A 15,682-nucleotide genomic window follows, 5' to 3' on the forward strand; every position below is an offset into this window, starting at 1 on the left:
GCCGGGCCTTTTCCGTCAGCCGGTTCGCTCAGCGGGAGCGCTGGCGGAGGCGCTGCATGTCCAGGATCACGACGGCGCGTGCTTCCAGGCGCAGCCAGCCGCGCTGCACGAACTCGGCCAGGGCCTTGTTCACGGTCTCGCGGGACGCGCCCACCAGCTGGGCCAGCTCTTCCTGAGTGAGCTCATGAGCCACCAGGATGCCGTCGGTCGCCGGACGGCCGAAGCGGTCGGCCAGGTCCAGCAGCGCCTTGGCCACGCGGCCGGGGACGTCGGAGAACACCAGGTCGGACAGCGAGTCGTTGGTGCGGCGCAGACGGCGGGCCAGGGCCTGGAGCAGCTGGGCGGAGACCTCGGGGCGCGTGCGGAGGAGAGCGTTCAGGCTCTCGTTCTTCAGGCCGGCCAGGCGGGTCTCGGAGACGGCCGTGGCGGTCGCCGTGCGGGGGCTCGGGTCGAACAGGGCCATCTCGCCGAAGAGCTCACCCGGGCCGAGGATGGCCAGCAGGGACTCGCGGCCATCCGCGGACGTGCGGCCGAGCTTCACCTTGCCGGAGACGATGAAGTAGAGCTGATCGCCCTGGTCGCCTTCCCGGAAGACGGACGCACCACGGGAGAGGTCCACCTCGCTCAGCTCATCCGTGAGCAGGCGGAAGGCGTCGTCATCCAATGTGGCGAAAAGCGGTGCCCGGCGCAGTACCTCGATGTCCATGTAATCTCCTCTGAAAATTGACGCTGAGCACATTCTTTCAGAAAATGCCGTCCGATGCGCGTCGCGCACCAGCGCCCGTGCCGGGCAGGGGCCGTGGGCACCAGTCTTTCACGGCAAAATGTCAGGCGTGCTCAGTAGCATGGCGGACGCAAGGATTCGTCGTGACTGGAAGGAACACCGTGTTCGGGTTGACCGTACTGGACCTGGTCCTGCTGGTGACGCTGATCTCCTACGCCATCTATGGCTTCCGGAACGGCTTCCTGGTCACCGTTGGCGGGATCGTCGGCTTCGCGCTCGGCGCGGTGGCGGCGTTCTTCGCCATGCCGCTGGTCAGCTCCCTCGTGAGCGATGCGAAGTGGCGTCTGACGGCGGTGGTGGTGACCGCCGTCGTGCTCGTCGTCCTCGGCAACAGCCTGGGCGCCTCGGTGGGGCACCGGATCCGCTCGGCCCGCGCCGTCCGCTCCCTGCGGGGGCTGGACCGGCTCGCGGGCGCCGCGGCCAGCGTGGTGATGACCGCGCTGGTCATGTCGCTGCTCTCCTTCGGACTGAATTCAATGGGCGTCCCGGTCATCTCGCAGCAGGTGGCGAGCTCGCGGGTCATCCGGTTCATCGACGGGGCCACCCCCGCCCCGGTGCAGGGCGCCATGGCCCAGCTGCGGTCGAGCCTCATGGGCGAGGGGATCCCTAAGATCATCGACGGCGCCGCGCCGCTCCTGACCGGACCCGCTCCGGTGGGGTCCGCGGACACGCCGGAACTGAAGAACGCCGCCCAGTCCGTCCTCAAGATCACCGGCACGGCATTCCAGTGCGGGCAGAACCAGACGGGCACCGGATTCGTGGTGTCCTCCGAGCGTGTCGTGACGAACGCGCACGTGGTGGCCGGTGTGAGCGAACCCGTGGTCGAGTCCCCGGACGGATCGGCGCTTGCGGCTCGTGTGGTGTACTTCGATCCGCAGCGCGACCTCGCGGTGCTGGCCGTCAATGGCCTGACCGCGCACCCGCTGCCGCTGCGGGAGAACCTGCCGACCGGCAGCGAGGCCGCCTTCGAGGGGTACCCGCACGGCGGACCCTTCCAGGCCAAGCCGGCCCGGGTGCAGGGCATCTCCCAGGTCGAGATCCCGGACATCTACGGCAAGAACCACGTCATGGGGGACGTCTACCAGATCGCGGGGGACGTCCAGCCGGGCAACTCCGGCGGCCCGCTCCTGAGCCCCGACGGCCACGTGGCCGGGGTGGTCTTCGCCAAGGCCAGCACGAGCAGCGGGGTCGGCTTCGCCATCACCATGGACGGCCTCAAGCCGGTGGCGGCCCGTGCCTCGACCCTGGATGTTCCGGTCTCCCCGGGCCAGTGCACCACCAAATAGACTCCGCACCAGCAGGTGGCCGGCGCGCGCGCCCTCCGTGGCCGCGTCAGATCTGACGCAGGCGGTCCAGCACCTCTGCGAGCCGTGAGCCGAAACCGTGCACGGCATCCGCCGGAAGATCCCCGACCGGGAACCACCGCACGTCCTCGGACTCGTCGCTGACGGTCGGCTGCGGCGTCCCGTCCGTGATCATCGCGACGCCGACGTCCAAGTGGGAGCGGCAGTGCCCGAAGGCGCCCGACAACTGATGATGATCCAGATCCACGACGCGGAGCCCGCTCAGCTGCTCCGGACGGAGCCCGGTCTCTTCCGTGGCTTCCCGGAGCGCGGCCTCCAGGATGCCGGCGTCGTCACTTTCCAGATGCCCGCCGGGCTGAACCCAGAACCTGCCCTTGCCGTGGAACACGAGCAGCACGTGTTCCTGTGCGGCGTCGAGGATGAAGGCGCTGGCCGTCAGGTGCGACGGCAGAGGGCGACGGGACAGCACGTCGGCGCCCTGATCGAGGGCCACCAGGAATTCGGCCTGTTCCGCTTCCTCGGCGGGTGAGAGGGGCTTCCAGGAGGAGACGGCGTGCAGCGCGGAGTCGAGGAGAGTCACCTGGGAATGATAGCGCCGCGGCACGTCGCGCTGTCCGGTGCGCCGTCGTCGTCCGCTGCGCTCAGCTCAGGCGTCCCGCTCGGCGAGGTAGTCGATGGCGAAGCGGTAGCCCAGCACGCCGGCCCCGGCGATGACCGCGTCGCAGACTCCCGAGAGGTACGAGTGGTGCCGGAACTCCTCGCGGCGGTGGACGTTCGTGATGTGCACCTCGACGGCGGGGAGCGCGACGGCGGCGATCGCGTCCCGCAGCGCGACGGACGTGTGCGTGTAGGCGCCCGCGTTGATCACGATGCCGAGCGCGTCATGCCGGGCCTCGTGGATCGCGTCGACCAGTGCGCCCTCGTGGTTCGACTGGAACGCCCGGATCTCCAGGCCATGCCGGGCCGCGGCCGTCTCGCACAGGTACTCGACGTCGGCCAGCGTGGCCTGCCCGTATTTCTCCGGTTCGCGGGTGCCCAGGAGATTCAGATTGGGGCCGTTGAGGACCAGGATGGTCTTGCGGACAGGGGTGTCGGCTGCGGATTCGGTCATGCTGTCACCCTACTCCCCGGACTCCCGCTGCGACGCTCGCGAAGTCACAGGTGACGCCCCTAAAGCCAGTGTTTCGGGGCGTCACCTGTGACTTCGCGGTGTATGGGTCGGTGCGTCAGGTGGCCGGCGCGAGGGGTGCGATGCGCAGACGGCGGACGCTTTCGGCGAGGATCGCCTGAGCCTTCTGACCCAGCCCAGGGTCCGTCACCAGCTCGTCCGCGTCTTCCAGCGCCGCGATACTGCTGATGCCCTGGATTCCCCACTTGGAATGGTCGGCTACCACGACGAGTTTGCGGCTGGACGCCAGGAACGCGCGGTCCGTCTCGGCCTCCAGGACGTTCGGCGTGCTGAACCCGGCCTGCGGGTCCATGCCGTGCACGCCGAGGAAGGTGACGTCCAGGTTCATGCTCTTCAAGGCCTGCGTCGCGACCGGCCCCACGAGGGCGTCCGACGCGGTCCGCTGGCCGCCGATGAGGATGACCTCCGTCTTCGCGTTGACGATCGTGGAGCGGTAGAAGATCTCCGCCGTCCGGATTGAGTTGGTGACCACCGTGATGGCCGGACCCTTGACCAGTTCCTGAGCGAGTGCCCAGGTGGTGGTCCCGGCGCTGAGCCCCACGGCCATGCCCTCGGAGACCGATCCGGCGGCCACGGCGGCGATGGCCTGCTTCTCCGCCGTGAACTGCGTGGACTTCAGCTCGAAGCCGGGTTCGTGGGTTCCGGCGTCGCCCAGGATCTTGGCGCCGCCGTGGATCCGTTCCAGCAGGCCCGTGTCGCTGAGGGCTTCGATGTCGCGCCGGACGGTCATGGCGGAGACTTTGAGGGCGTCGGCGAGATCGGAGACCTTGACGATGCGCTCCTTCTGGACCATCTCCAGGATGGCCTGATGCCGGGCGGCTTGCAGCATGTGCGACTCGCTCCTCATGATCGTCTCCTGTGTCTGGATGAAGTCTAGTGCTGCGGTACCTGAGCGGGGTCGACGGCGCGGCTCACCCCTTGCTGGACCCCAGGGTGAGCCCCGCGACGAACTGCCGTTGCAGCAGGAGGTAGATGACCAGGGTGGGGATCACCGTGATCACGGCTCCGGCCGCCAGGAGGTTGTAGTCGTTGAAGAACTGACCCTGGAGGTTGTTGATCGCCGTCGTGACCGGAAGCCTGTCGCCGTTCTGGATGAAGAGCAGGGGCCAGAAGAAGTCGTTGTAGATGAAGATGACTTCCAGAGTGCCGAGGGCGGCGAAGGCCGGGCGGCACAGCGGCATGATGATCTCCCAGTACTGCCGCCACAGACCTGCCCCGTCCACGAGCGCCGCCTCGGTGAGGTCCGGGGACAGAGCCTTCATGTAGTTCGAGAGCACGAAGGTGCAGAAGCCGATCTGGAAGGCCGTGTTCACCGCGATCACGGAGACGTAGGTGTTGAGCATGTTGCCGGAGTCGCTGACCGCATACGGGACCTGGAAGTGCTTCATCATGAGGAACAGCGGCGCCGCGAGCACCTGGGGCGGGAGCAGATTGCCGGCGGTGAACATGATCAGCAGGGTGATGTTGAACTTCCAGTTCACGCGGCTCACCGCGAAGGCCATGAGCGAGGCGAGGAACAGTGTCAGCAGCACCGCCGGCACGGTGATGATCACCGAGTTCCAGAAGTACTTGGAGAACCCTCCCTGGGTCCACGCCTGCACGAAGTTGTCGAAGTTGAAGGGGCCCTGGACGCTGAAGTAGCCGTACTGATTGGTCGCCCAGCTCGGGCGCAGGGCGGTGTACAGCGCCCAGCCGAGCGGCACCAGCCACATCACGGCCATCACCACGAGGAAGAGGTGCGTCCCGTAGTGGCGCTTGCGCTTGGAGCCCCGCTGCACGGCGTCGTGCGCGACGGCGACGCCCGCCTGCCGCCCGGCGGTGCGGGTCCGGGGTGCGGTGGTGCTGCTCACGATCTGCTGTCCTTTCCGAAGGTGCGGGTGAGGTAGAAGACGATCGGGACGAGGGAGACGACCAGGAGGACGGTGGCCAGCGCCGATCCGACCCCGAGGACCTGTCCTTCGCCGACCAGGTTCTGGATGACCAGCGCGGAGAGGAGCTCCAGGCCGTTCGTGCCGCGATTGATGACGTAGACGACGTCGAACGCGCGGAGGGATTCGATGATGGTGATGACCACGATGACGATGTTCACGGGCTTCATCGCCGGGAACACCACACGGAAGAAGGTCTGGAAGCTGTTCGCCCCGTCAATGGCGGCCGCCTCCCGGAGCGTGGGGTCCACGCCCTTGAGACCCGCCAAGTAGAGCAGCATGACGTAGCCGGCGTGGCGCCAGGTGGCGGCGATCAGCGCGGCCCAGATGTTGACGGAGGAATCCCCGAACCAGTCGACCGCCTGCGGTGTGCCCGCGGTGCCGAGGAGGAAGTTGAGGAGGCCGTTGTCCCGCTGGTAGAAGAGCTGCCAGATGATGCCGACCAGGGCGAGCGAGAGCATGACGGGCGCGAAAAAGATGCTCTGGTAGATCCGGGTCCCGCGGATGTTCTGATCCAGCAGGACCGCCAGCAGGAGCCCGATCGGGGTGGCGATGACGGCCAGGAACACCAGCCAGAGGACGTTGTGCTGGATGGCGGGCCAGAAGGGCGGATAGTCCTGCAGGATGAAGCGGTAGTTGTCCACGCCTGCGGGCTTCATGTCCGAGAAGTCCAGGCCGTTCCATTTGATGAAGCTCAGCCCGATGGAGAAGAGCGTGGGAAGCCAGACGAAGATCAGCTGGATGAGGGTCGGGATGGCGACCATGGCGCTCAGGACGAGCACATCGCGTCTGCTGAGCCGGCGGACGCGGCCCCGGCGCTTCCGGGGTGCGGGGCCCTTCCGGGGTGCGGGGCCGCCGCCCGTCCGGGAGGCGGTGGAAGAGGTGGTCATGGGGGATCTCCTTGCGATGGTGGCCGGGGCGTTCCGGGGAGCGCCCCGGCCACCGGTGGGTCCGGGCTACTGAGCCGAGTAGAGGGCCTTGGCCTGGGACTCGAGATTCTTGACGTCCACGGTGCCGTCCTTGAGGAAGGCCTGGAGCGCCGGGATCATGACATTGTTGGCCATCGCCGGGAGGGCGTCGCGGTCGAAGAACTGCGTGATCGACTTCGCCTGGCCGATGACGTCCGCGCACTTCTTGTTCAGGGCCGTGAAGCCGCTCTGGTCGGAGCCCTTCGCGGTCTGGATGTTGGAGGGATCGCCCTTGTAGTAGGCGTCCTGGCCTTCCGGGGTGCCCATGAACTGCAGGAAGTCCTTGGCCGCCTGGTTGTCGCCGCCCTTCTTGGAGAGCAGGAAGCCGTCGATCGGCGCCTCCACGGCCTCCTGACCCTCGACCGCCACCTCGGGGAAGGGGAAGAAGTCGATGTCCTTGAGCACGGCGGGGTCGGTGAACTGCTGCGTGACGAAGGAACCGAGGAGATACATGCCGGTCTTCTGTCCCGCGAGGGCCTTGGCGGCGTCCTGCCAGGTCTGGCCGAGTGCGCCCGGGTCCTGGTATGGCAGCAGGGCCTTCCAGGTGTCGAAGACGTCGCTGACCTTCTTCTGGTCCCAGGATTCCTTGTGGGCACAGAGATCCACATGGAATTGGTAGCCGTTGAGCCGCAGGTTCAGGTAGTCGAAGGTGCCCATCGCCGGCCAGCCGTCCTTGTCGGCGAAGCCGATCGGGATGATGCCGTCGCTCTTCATCTTGGCGCACAGGGTCTTGAGCTGATCGAAGGTGGTGGGGACCTCGTAGCCCTTGGCCGCCCAGACGCTCTTCCGGTAGAAGAAGCCCCAGGGGTAGTTGTAGTTCGGGATGAAGTACATCTTGCCGTCGGGGCCGGTGGAGGCCTTCTTGAGAGCGTCGGAGTAGTTGCCCCCGATCTTGGACCAAACGTCGTCGATGGGCGCCAGCAGTCCCTTGCCCGCGTAGTACTGCATGCGGTAGCCGGCGAACCAGGTGAAGGCGTCGTCCGGGGAACCCTGCAGGTACGAGTTGATCTTGTTCTGGAAATCGTTGTGGGGAACGGTGTTGATGGTGGCGGACTTGCTGGACTTCTTCTGGAAGGCGGCGAGCGTGTCGGCGAGGGCCTTCTTCGGCACTTCGTCGGACAGGCTCGAACCCAGGGTGAACGTGGTGGCGGCGGAGCCACCGCCGGAGGGGCCGGAACCCCCGGTGCACGCCGCGAGGAGCGGAACGCCGGCGAGGCCGGCCGCGCCGAGTGCGAAGGATTTGAGAACGGTGCGACGCGGGGCGACTACGCTGCCGGCCGGCATCTGAGGCTGTGGCATTTTTTCTCCTTCAAGAACCCATTGCCTGTGATGTGCGCCACACTAGCAGTCAATGGAACAAAAGTGAACAAGAAGAAACCTTCGCAAACATAAAGATTCAGAACCGATCTGAGTGTCGCGTCGGCGCGGCGACCCTTCTGCCGCGGAATGTCGGGGTCCAGCGGAGGGTCTGAGTCAACAATCTACACGTGTCACTTCCGTGTAATGCAAGCTTTTCAGGAAGAATCTCAGGTCTATTGACTCGAGTAGATCGCGCTGGGAGACTCTTCCGCATGACTCAGATCTCACCGTTCTCCCTCGGAATCGTCGGCGCCGGCCAGTTCTCCGGCCAGTTCGCCAAACTCTTCAAGGCCCACCCCCTCGTGCGGGACGTCTACGTCACCGATGTGCTCGCCGAGCGGGCGGAGACGCTGGCAGCCCGCCAGGACCTGGCCGGCACGTTCCCCAGCTTCGAGGACATGCTGGCCTCCGACGTCGACGCCGTCGCGATCTTCACGCAGCGATGGACTCATGGACCGCTGGTGGTACAGGCGCTCAGGGCGGGCAAGCACGTCTACTCCGCGGTGCCCATGGCGATCAGCGAAGAGGAGATCGCCGCCATCATCGAGGCCGTCCGGGAGACCGGGCTGACCTACATGATGGGGGAGACCAGCTACTACAACCCGGCCACGATCTATGCTCGCGACCGCAAGGCCGACGGCGCGTTCGGCCGGATCTTCTACGCCGAAGGCGACTACGTCCACGACATGGACCTCGGCTTCTACGCCGCCTACCAGTACAGCGGCGGGGAGGAATGGCAGAAGACCGCCAGCTACCCGCCCATGCTCTACCCGACGCACTCCCTGGGCGGAGTCCTCGGGGGCATCGGAGGCCATGTGACGAGCGTGAGCTGCATCGGCGTCCGGGACGAGCGTGGCGACGGCGTCTTCGACCGCGAGATCAGCATGTTCGACAACGACTTCTCCAACGCCACGGCCCTGTTCGAGATGGACGGCGGCGGGAGCATCCGCATCAACGAGTTCCGGCGCGTGGGCTACCCGTCCCATCTGCGCGAGAGCCGCTTCCGGTACTTCGGCACCGAGGGCAGCTTCGAGCAACTCGTCGAGACGGCCGTGTGGCAGGACAAGGAGGGTTTCACCGATGTGAGTGAGCAGATCAGCACCCTGCCCAGCATCCCGCTCGATGACCCGTCCCTCGCCGACGTCGACCCCGCCCTTCGCGACGCCTTCGTCTCGGGCCTCGCCCCCGTGCACGATCCGTCTCGGCTCCCCGCGGAACTCCGCGCCCTGCCGAGCGGACACGAGGGGAGTCACGCCTTCCTGGTGGACGACTTCGTGACCGCCGTCGCCACGGGTTCGCTGCCGCCCGTGAACGCCTGGACGGCCGCCCGCTTCACGCTGCCGGGCATCGTGGCCCACCAGTCGGCACTCCGGGGAGGGGAACGGCTCCCGATCCATGACTTCGGGGACGCCCCGGAGCTTCCGGCGGCCCGCAGCACCGAGGCCGCCCGCGGCTAGCATGGTGGCTATGCCGGACCTCTCCGCCTCCTCCCGACCCGTGATCACGCGGAAGGACGTCGCCCGCCTCGCGGGCGTCAGCACCGCCGTCGTGAGCTATGTGGTCAACGGGGGACCCAAGAACGTGGCGCCGGCCACCGAGGAGAAGGTCCGGCAGGCCATCGCGGCGCTCGGCTACCGGCCCAATGCGGCGGCGCGGGCCCTCAAGAAGGGGTCCTCGCAGATTCTCGGCATGGTGGTCCCGAAGATCAGCAACCCGTTCTTCGCGAGCCTGGCCGAGGCCGTCGAGCAGGCCGCGGAGGAACAGGGATTCGCCATGCTGCTGGCCGACTCCCGGGATTCGCTGACCGTTGAGCGGCGGCACCTCAGGAACTTCATCGACCGGCAGGTGGACGGGGTGTTCCTCTGCTCGGTCCTCGTGCAGCCGGACATCCAGGAGCTCCGGGAGCGCGGCGTCCGGACGGTGCTGCTGAACTTCTCCGAGGAGTCGCCGTCGGTGGATGCGATCGGCCCGGAATTCTCCGAGAGCACACGACGCGCGGTCGAGCACCTGGCCTCGCACGGTCACCGGGACATCGCTCTGGTCATGGGTCTCACCACCGGGAACGCGCCGGATCGCCGCGAAGGCGGCTGGCGCTCGGCCCTGCAGGGCCTGGGGGCGTCGGAAGGACGGATCTTCCGCTGCACTTTCGACCGGCAGGGCGGCTACGAGGCCGGGAAGCAGTTCCTCGCCGTCACGCCGCGGCCGGCCGCGGTGTTCATCAGCTCGGACCAGCAGGCCATCGGCTTCCTCCGCGCGGTCCAGGAAGCCGGTCTCCGTGTGCCCGACGACGTGGCGGTCATGGCGTTCGACGGTTCGGACGAGGCGGAATACTGTTGGCCGCCGCTGAGCACCGTGCGGCAGCCCGTCAAGGAGATGGCCGAGGCCGGCGTCCGGGCGATCATCGGGGCCGAGCGGGACGAGCCCTCCCGGAACCAGGTGTTCGACTGCGAGCTGATCCTGCGGCGGTCGTGCGGCTGCCACGCCGAGGGTTCCTGAGCGCGCTCGCCGTCCGTGTCCCGGCGCCGCCACGCATCCCCGCCCCGCAAAGGGGCGTCATGGACTACCATGCGTCACGGCCGGTGTGCCAGTCTCGGAAGGGATCGCTCAACGACGGGAGAACGCCATGCCGGGCGGGTACACGCACATCGTCATCGGCGCGGGCGCCATCGGTTCGGCCACCGCCTACTGGCTCTCCCAGACCCCGGGCACCCGGGTGCTCGTCCTGGAGCAGGACGAGTTGGTCAACACACGGAACTCGTCGGGCGACGTCTCCCGCATCATCCGGCACGCGTATCACAGCACCGCGTACACGGCCCTGACGCCCGCCATGTTCGAGGCCTGGGCGCACGTGGAGGAACAGTCCGGGCTGCCGCTCTACCTCCGGACCGGCGGGCTGGATCTCTCCTCCTCAGAACCCGCGGCCCGCGCCTCGCTCGACGCCTACCGCGGTGCGCTCGCAGCGCAGGGCATCCCCTACGAGGACCTCGACGCCGAAGAGATCCGCCGCCGCTGGCCCCAGTGGCGCATCGAGGACGACGTCACCGGCATGTACCAGGAAGCCGGAGGGCTGATCGACATCCGGGCGAGCGTCGCTGCCCACACCTCCCTGGCCCTCGCCCACGGGGTGACCTTCCTCCCGCACACCCGCGCCACCGGTGTCGAGGTCAGGCCTGACAGCGTGACCGTACGGACGCCGCGGGGCGACTTCTCCGCGGACCGGCTCGTGGTGGCCGTGTCCTCGTGGCTCGGCGAGCTCATGCCGGACCTCGGGCTGGACTACCGGCTCACCCTGTCGCAGGAACAGGTCAGCTACTTCACGTCGGCCCGCCTGTCCGAGTTCACCCCGGACCGGTTCCCCATCTGGATCTTCCACGGCGAGCAGGACCACTACGGGTTCCCGGTCTACGGCGAGCCGGCGGTCAAGATCGCGCGGGACATGCGCGGCCGCTTCATCAGCAGCGACGAGCGGGTCTACGAAGGCGACGCCGAGGAAGCCGCGCTGCTGGAAGGGTTCCTGCGGCGGCACCTGCCGGGCGCCGTCGGGCCCGTGTATGCGAACAAGACGTGTGTGTACGACATGCCGGCCGACCGCGACTTCGTCGTGGACACCGTGCCCGGCGCGCCGCATGTGGCGGTGTTCAACGGGGCGGGGCATGCGGGGAAGTTCGCCTCCCTCATGGGCCGCATCCTCGCCGAGCTGCTGACCGAGGGCTCCACGGCGCACCCCATCGAGGCGTTCTCGCTGCGGAGACCGGCCATCACGGACCCGGATTTCGTGCCGACCTTCCAGCTTCATCACTGAGCCGGGAACGGCGAAGGGGCGGGCGCCGGAATCCTCCGGCGCCCGCCCCTTCGTCCTCCAAAGAGCGATCTAGAGGACCCGCTCCGGGCGGGCCAGGATGCCCGGCACGAGCTGGGCGGCCAGTGCCGCCGCGCCGCGCACCACCACGAAGCCGGCCACGAACACGGCCGCGGTCGTCAGCACCGCGAGCGGCTGAACGAAGACGGCGAAACCCACGAGCGGGAACAGCAGCCCGACTGCGCAGGCCGCGGAACCGCCGGCCACGACCCACAGAGCGGACATGACGGAACGGCGGCTGGCCTCGACCATCACGGAGCGGGGCATGCCGAGCCGGTCCAGCGACACGTGCACGGCGGCGCGGTCCAGGGTCGAGGCGGCCTGATTGATCCCCACCGAGCAGGCCACCATCACGAACGACGCGGCGACGGTCACGAGAACCCCCGTCGAGATGTCCCGCATGAGCCAGCGCGAAGCGTCATCCATGGGATGGTCCTCCGTGATCGCCGCCATCGCGAGACCGACCGCGCCGAACACCCCGACGAAGCTCGTCATCGCCACACCGCTGACCTGACGCCACGCGGATTTGGGGTCCTCGAGGATCATCCGCGCGGCGAGGAGCTTCGCGACGGTGGGCGCCTTCCGGTGCCGTCGGCGGGCCACCACGCGGATGAACCACGGACCGATGAAGTTGAGAGCGAGCAAAGCCCCGCCGAACACCACGGCCATGGCGATGATCATCGCGGCGACCCCGCCGAACTGGCCCAGGGCGCCGATGCCCTGCATGAGAAGCACGCCGACGATCACGATTCCGGCCGCCACGAGGGCGCGGACCCAGTGGGCGGTGCCGGCGCGCTGCCGGGTGCGGACGCCCAGCGGCGTCACCACCACGGAGCGGAGCCCGACGACGGCGCTCACCGAGGCGAGCAGCACGATCCCCAGAGCCAGGAGGGGCACCACGGCCCACGGCAGCCAGATCTGATCGCCCAGCGCGGCGCCCCGGAAATGGAGCAGCCCGAGCAACGGCGCGGTGGCGCAGTAGAGGACGACGCCCAGGAGGGACCCGAGCAGTGCGGTGGTCGCGGCCTCCAGCACGGTCAGGAGGGTGACCGTCCCGGTGGAGGCCCCCAGGAGGCGCAGTGAGGACAGGCGGTCGTCCCGGCGTCGTGCGGCGAGTTTCGCGGCCGAAGCGCCCACGGTGCCGAGCGGCACGAGCAGCAGGACCAGGGCGATCACGGCGAGGATCTGGTAGGTGATGGCGAGTTCGTCATCCCAGCGGAAGAACGCCTGCGCGCCGCCCGTGACCAGCAGGAGCAGCGCCGTGACGAGGGCGAAGGAGAGGAGCGGCAGCAGGGTCGCCGCGCGGTCTCCGTCCTGCCGGCGCCGGAAAAGGCCGGCCAGGCGGAGTGAGGTCCGGAGGGTGTTCATCGGGCCGCACCGCTTCCGAGGCCGAAGGTCCCCGGGACCGAGGCCGTGGCGGAGCCGGTGTCGGAGACGATCCGGCCGTCGCTCAGGGTCACGATGCGGCCGCAGCGGCGTGCCACCTCGGGATCGTGGGTCACCATCACCAGGGTGCGTCCTTCCCCGACCGTGCCGAGGAGGAGGTCGAGGACCTCCGCGGAGGTGGCGGAGTCGAGGGCCCCGGTGGGCTCGTCCGCGAAGATGAGGCGGGCGCCCGTGATCTGGGCCCGAGCGATGGCCACCCGCTGCGCCTGCCCGCCGGACAGCTCGCCGAGCCTGCGGTTTTCCATTCCGGCGAGGCCGAGGTGGGCCAGCCAGCGGGCGGCCTCCTCCTCGGCGTGCGCGCGGGGGACCCCGTTGAGCATGCGCGCCACCGCCACGTTCTCCAGGGCCGTCAGTTCGTGCAGCAGGAGACCCTGCTGGAAGACGAAGCCGAACTCCTCGCGGCGCAGGCGTGCGCGGGCACCGTCGTCGAGGGTCTCGACCTGGAGCGGGCCGGCGCCCGAGACGAAGGTGATGGAACCGCTGGCGGGGCGGATGATGCCGGCCAGGCAGTGGAGGAGGGACGTCTTGCCCGAGCCCGACGCGCCCATGATCGCCACCGTCTCACCGTGGCTGATGCTCAGGCTGACGGAGTCAAGCGCCGGGAGCGAGGCGCCGGGGTAGGAGAGGGACAGGTCTCTGGCGTGCAGGATCGTGGTCATGTCTCCAGTCTTCCGAAGGCCGGCCACCGGCACATCGGAGCAGGAGCGGAGTCTGAGCGGGGCGGTTCATACCCCGGTATGAAAACGGCGACGGCGGGTGTGCACCCTCGCGCTGAGAGGGGACACCCGCCGTCGCCGGCCGGCTTGGAGGGGGCGCGCCGTGTGGCGCGCCCCGGCGACCGCTACTTCCGCAGGTCCGCGGCGATCTGCTGCATGACCGTGGGGTCCGCCAGCGTGGTGGCGTCACCCGGGTCGCGGCCTTCCGCCACGTCCTTCAGCAGACGGCGCATGATCTTGCCGGAACGGGTCTTGGGCAGTTCCGGCACCACGAGGATGTTCTTCGGCTTGGCGATCGGGCCGATCTCCTTGCCCACATGGGTGCGGAGATCCTGCACGATCGCGTCTCCGGTGTTCTCCGCGCCCTCGCGCAGGATCACGAAGGCCACCACGGCCTGGCCGGTGGTCTCATCGTTGGCGCCCACCACGGCGGCTTCCGCCACGGACGGGTGGCTGACCAGCGCAGACTCGATCTCCGTGGTGGAGAGCCGGTGGCCGGACACGTTCATGACGTCATCCACGCGGCCGAGCAGCCAGACGTCCCCGTCGGCGTCCTTCTTGGCGCCGTCGCCCGCGAAGTACATGTCATCGAAGCGGGACCAGTACGTGTCTTTGTACCGCTCCGGGTCACCCCAGATGCCGCGCAGCATGGAGGGCCAGGGCTCGCGGATGACCAGGAAGCCACCGTGGCCGTCCGGCACGGTCTCGCCGACCTCGTCCACCACGTCCACCGCGATGCCGGGCAGCGGCACCTGGGCCGAACCGGGCTTCGTGGCCGTGACGCCGGGCAGCGGGGAGATCATCATGGCGCCGGTCTCGGTCTGCCACCAGGTGTCCACGATCGGGGCTTTGTTGGCGCCGATGACTTCGCGGTACCACATCCACGCTTCCGGGTTGATGGGTTCGCCCACGGAACCGAGCACGCGGATGGAGGAGAGGTCGTACTTCTCCGGGATCTCGCGGCCCCATTTCATGAACGTCCGGATGGCCGTGGGCGCCGTGTAGAGGATGGAGACCTTGTACTTCTCCACGATCTCCCACCAGCGTCCCTGGTGCGGGGAGTCCGGGGTGCCTTCGTACATCACCTGGGTGGCGCCGTTGATGAGCGGCGCGTAGGTGACGTAGGAGTGGCCGGTGATCCAGCCGACGTCGGCGGTGCACCAGTAGACGTCGGTCTCCGGGTGGAGGTCGAAGACGTTCTTGTGGGTGAACGCCGCCTGGGTCAGGTAGCCGCCCGTGGTGTGCAGGATGCCCTTGGGCTTCCCGGTGGTGCCGGAGGTGTAGAGGATGAAGAGCGGGTGCTCGGAGTCATGGGCCACCGCGGTGTGCTCGGCGGAGGCGCCGCCCACCACGTCGTCCCACCACTGATCGCGGCCCTCGGTCCAGGAGACCGGCTCGCCATTGCGCTTGACCACGACGACGTTCTGGACCGTGTGGCCGTCCGCCGCGAGAGCGTCGTCCACGGCGGGCTTCAGCGCGCTGGGCTTGCCGCGGCGGTAGGTGCCGTCGGCCGTCACGACGAGCTTCGCTTCGGCGTCGTCGATGCGGGAACGGAGTGCGTCGGCCGAGAACCCGCCGAACACCACCGAGTGGATGGCGCCGATCCGGGCACAGGCCAGCAGCGTGATGACGGCTTCCGGGATCATGGGGAGGTAGACCGCGACGCGGTCGCCCTTGCCCACCCCGAGCGATTCGAAGGCATTGGCGGCCTTCTTCACCTCGTCCGTGAGCTGGGCGTAGGTGTAGCTGCGGGTGTCGCCCGGCTCGCCTTCGAAGTGGATGGCCACGCGCTCGCCGAGACCGTTCTCGACATGACGGTCCAGGGCGTTGTACGCCGCGTTGACCTCACCGCCGACGAACCATTTCGCGAAGGGGGCATTGCTCCAGTCCAACGCGGTCTCGAAGTCTTTGTCCCAGCTCAGCAGCTCACGCGCTTGCCGGGCCCAGAACGCGGGACGATCCGCTGCGGCTTCCGCGTACAGGTCCTCACTGGCGATGGCGTTCGCCGCGAACTCGGGCGTGGGGGCGAAACTGCGGTTCTCCTGGAGCAGGTTTTCCAAGGCGTCACCTGCGGCTGGAGTGGTCTCTTCAGACATCCTGGATCCTTCTACTTCTTCGTTGAGGTGCAT

Annotated in this window: 14 protein-coding genes; 4 read left to right on the forward strand and 10 right to left on the reverse strand. The window is 68.2% G+C overall.

Annotated elements, in window-relative coordinates:
- Positions 1 to 28 precede the first annotated feature (28 nt).
- Positions 29 to 706 (reverse strand): Crp/Fnr family transcriptional regulator, encoded by a 678-nt coding sequence (locus BLV63_RS04555; RefSeq protein WP_066215953.1) that lies wholly within the window; start codon positions 704 to 706, stop codon positions 29 to 31.
- A gap of 179 nt (positions 707 to 885) precedes the next feature.
- On the opposite strand from BLV63_RS04555, the gene BLV63_RS04560 reads away from it, so the two are divergent.
- Positions 886 to 2,070 carry a MarP family serine protease gene (locus tag BLV63_RS04560; RefSeq protein ID WP_066215951.1) on the forward strand — a complete coding sequence of 395 codons (1,185 nt, stop codon included), beginning with the start codon at positions 886 to 888 and terminating at the stop codon, positions 2,068 to 2,070.
- 46 nt (positions 2,071 to 2,116) lie between these two features.
- Here BLV63_RS04560 and BLV63_RS04565 read toward each other — a convergent pair whose 3' ends face one another.
- The 6 genes from BLV63_RS04565 to BLV63_RS04590 all read right to left on the reverse strand — a co-directional run bounded on the left by BLV63_RS04565 (position 2,117) and on the right by BLV63_RS04590 (position 7,472).
- The gene (locus BLV63_RS04565; protein ID WP_074784483.1) at positions 2,117 to 2,668 is read right to left on the reverse strand and encodes an NUDIX hydrolase; all 552 of its coding nucleotides are present in this window, start codon (positions 2,666 to 2,668) and stop codon (positions 2,117 to 2,119) included.
- A gap of 66 nt (positions 2,669 to 2,734) precedes the next feature.
- Positions 2,735 to 3,199, reverse strand: a complete 465-nt coding sequence (gene aroQ / locus BLV63_RS04570) for a type II 3-dehydroquinate dehydratase (protein ID WP_066215947.1) — start codon at positions 3,197 to 3,199, stop codon at positions 2,735 to 2,737.
- A gap of 115 nt (positions 3,200 to 3,314) precedes the next feature.
- A complete protein-coding gene (locus BLV63_RS04575) occupies positions 3,315 to 4,106 on the reverse strand; it encodes a DeoR/GlpR family DNA-binding transcription regulator (RefSeq protein WP_066215946.1) in 792 nt (263 codons plus the stop codon).
- Positions 4,107 to 4,188: 82 nt separating this feature from the next.
- Positions 4,189 to 5,127, reverse strand: a complete 939-nt coding sequence (locus BLV63_RS04580; RefSeq protein ID WP_243874648.1) for a carbohydrate ABC transporter permease — start codon at positions 5,125 to 5,127, stop codon at positions 4,189 to 4,191.
- Positions 5,124 to 6,095: a carbohydrate ABC transporter permease gene (locus tag BLV63_RS04585; protein ID WP_066215945.1), complete on the reverse strand. Its 972-nt coding sequence runs from the start codon at positions 6,093 to 6,095 to the stop codon at positions 5,124 to 5,126. Before BLV63_RS04585 ends, BLV63_RS04580 begins: the two co-directional genes overlap by 4 nt.
- Positions 6,096 to 6,161: 66 nt before the next feature.
- Positions 6,162 to 7,472, reverse strand: coding sequence for an ABC transporter substrate-binding protein (locus BLV63_RS04590; RefSeq protein WP_217640439.1), 1,311 nt, complete (start codon positions 7,470 to 7,472; stop codon positions 6,162 to 6,164).
- A 272-nt stretch (positions 7,473 to 7,744) separates the two neighbouring features.
- Here BLV63_RS04590 and BLV63_RS04595 point away from each other — a divergent pair, with 272 nt between their 5' ends.
- From BLV63_RS04595 to solA, 3 genes are all read left to right on the forward strand, one after another.
- Complete coding sequence (locus tag BLV63_RS04595) at positions 7,745 to 8,989, forward strand: Gfo/Idh/MocA family protein (protein WP_066215942.1); 1,245 nt, start codon at positions 7,745 to 7,747, stop codon at positions 8,987 to 8,989.
- 1 nt (position 8,990) lies between these two features.
- Entirely contained in the window at positions 8,991 to 10,028 is a 1,038-nt protein-coding gene (locus BLV63_RS04600; RefSeq protein WP_082724256.1) for a LacI family DNA-binding transcriptional regulator, read from the forward strand.
- An 85-nt stretch (positions 10,029 to 10,113) separates the two neighbouring features.
- Positions 10,114 to 11,334 carry an N-methyl-L-tryptophan oxidase gene (solA, locus tag BLV63_RS04605; RefSeq protein ID WP_139244644.1) on the forward strand — a complete coding sequence of 407 codons (1,221 nt, stop codon included), beginning with the start codon at positions 10,114 to 10,116 and terminating at the stop codon, positions 11,332 to 11,334.
- 69 nt (positions 11,335 to 11,403) lie between these two features.
- Here the strand turns inward: solA and BLV63_RS04610 are convergent, their stop codons facing one another.
- The 3 genes from BLV63_RS04610 to acs form a co-directional block, all read right to left on the reverse strand.
- Positions 11,404 to 12,759 (reverse strand): FtsX-like permease family protein, encoded by a 1,356-nt coding sequence (locus tag BLV63_RS04610; protein ID WP_066215937.1) that lies wholly within the window; start codon positions 12,757 to 12,759, stop codon positions 11,404 to 11,406.
- A complete protein-coding gene (locus BLV63_RS04615; protein WP_066215936.1) occupies positions 12,756 to 13,496 on the reverse strand; it encodes an ABC transporter ATP-binding protein in 741 nt (246 codons plus the stop codon). The genes BLV63_RS04610 and BLV63_RS04615 overlap by 4 nt, the downstream gene beginning before the upstream one ends.
- Before the next feature lie 182 nt (positions 13,497 to 13,678).
- Positions 13,679 to 15,649, reverse strand: coding sequence for an acetate--CoA ligase (gene acs / locus BLV63_RS04620; RefSeq protein ID WP_066215931.1), 1,971 nt, complete (start codon positions 15,647 to 15,649; stop codon positions 13,679 to 13,681).
- Positions 15,650 to 15,682: the final 33 nt, after the last annotated feature.

This window comes from Arthrobacter woluwensis, assembly GCF_900105345.1.
GTDB lineage: Bacteria > Actinomycetota > Actinomycetes > Actinomycetales > Micrococcaceae > Arthrobacter_E > Arthrobacter_E woluwensis.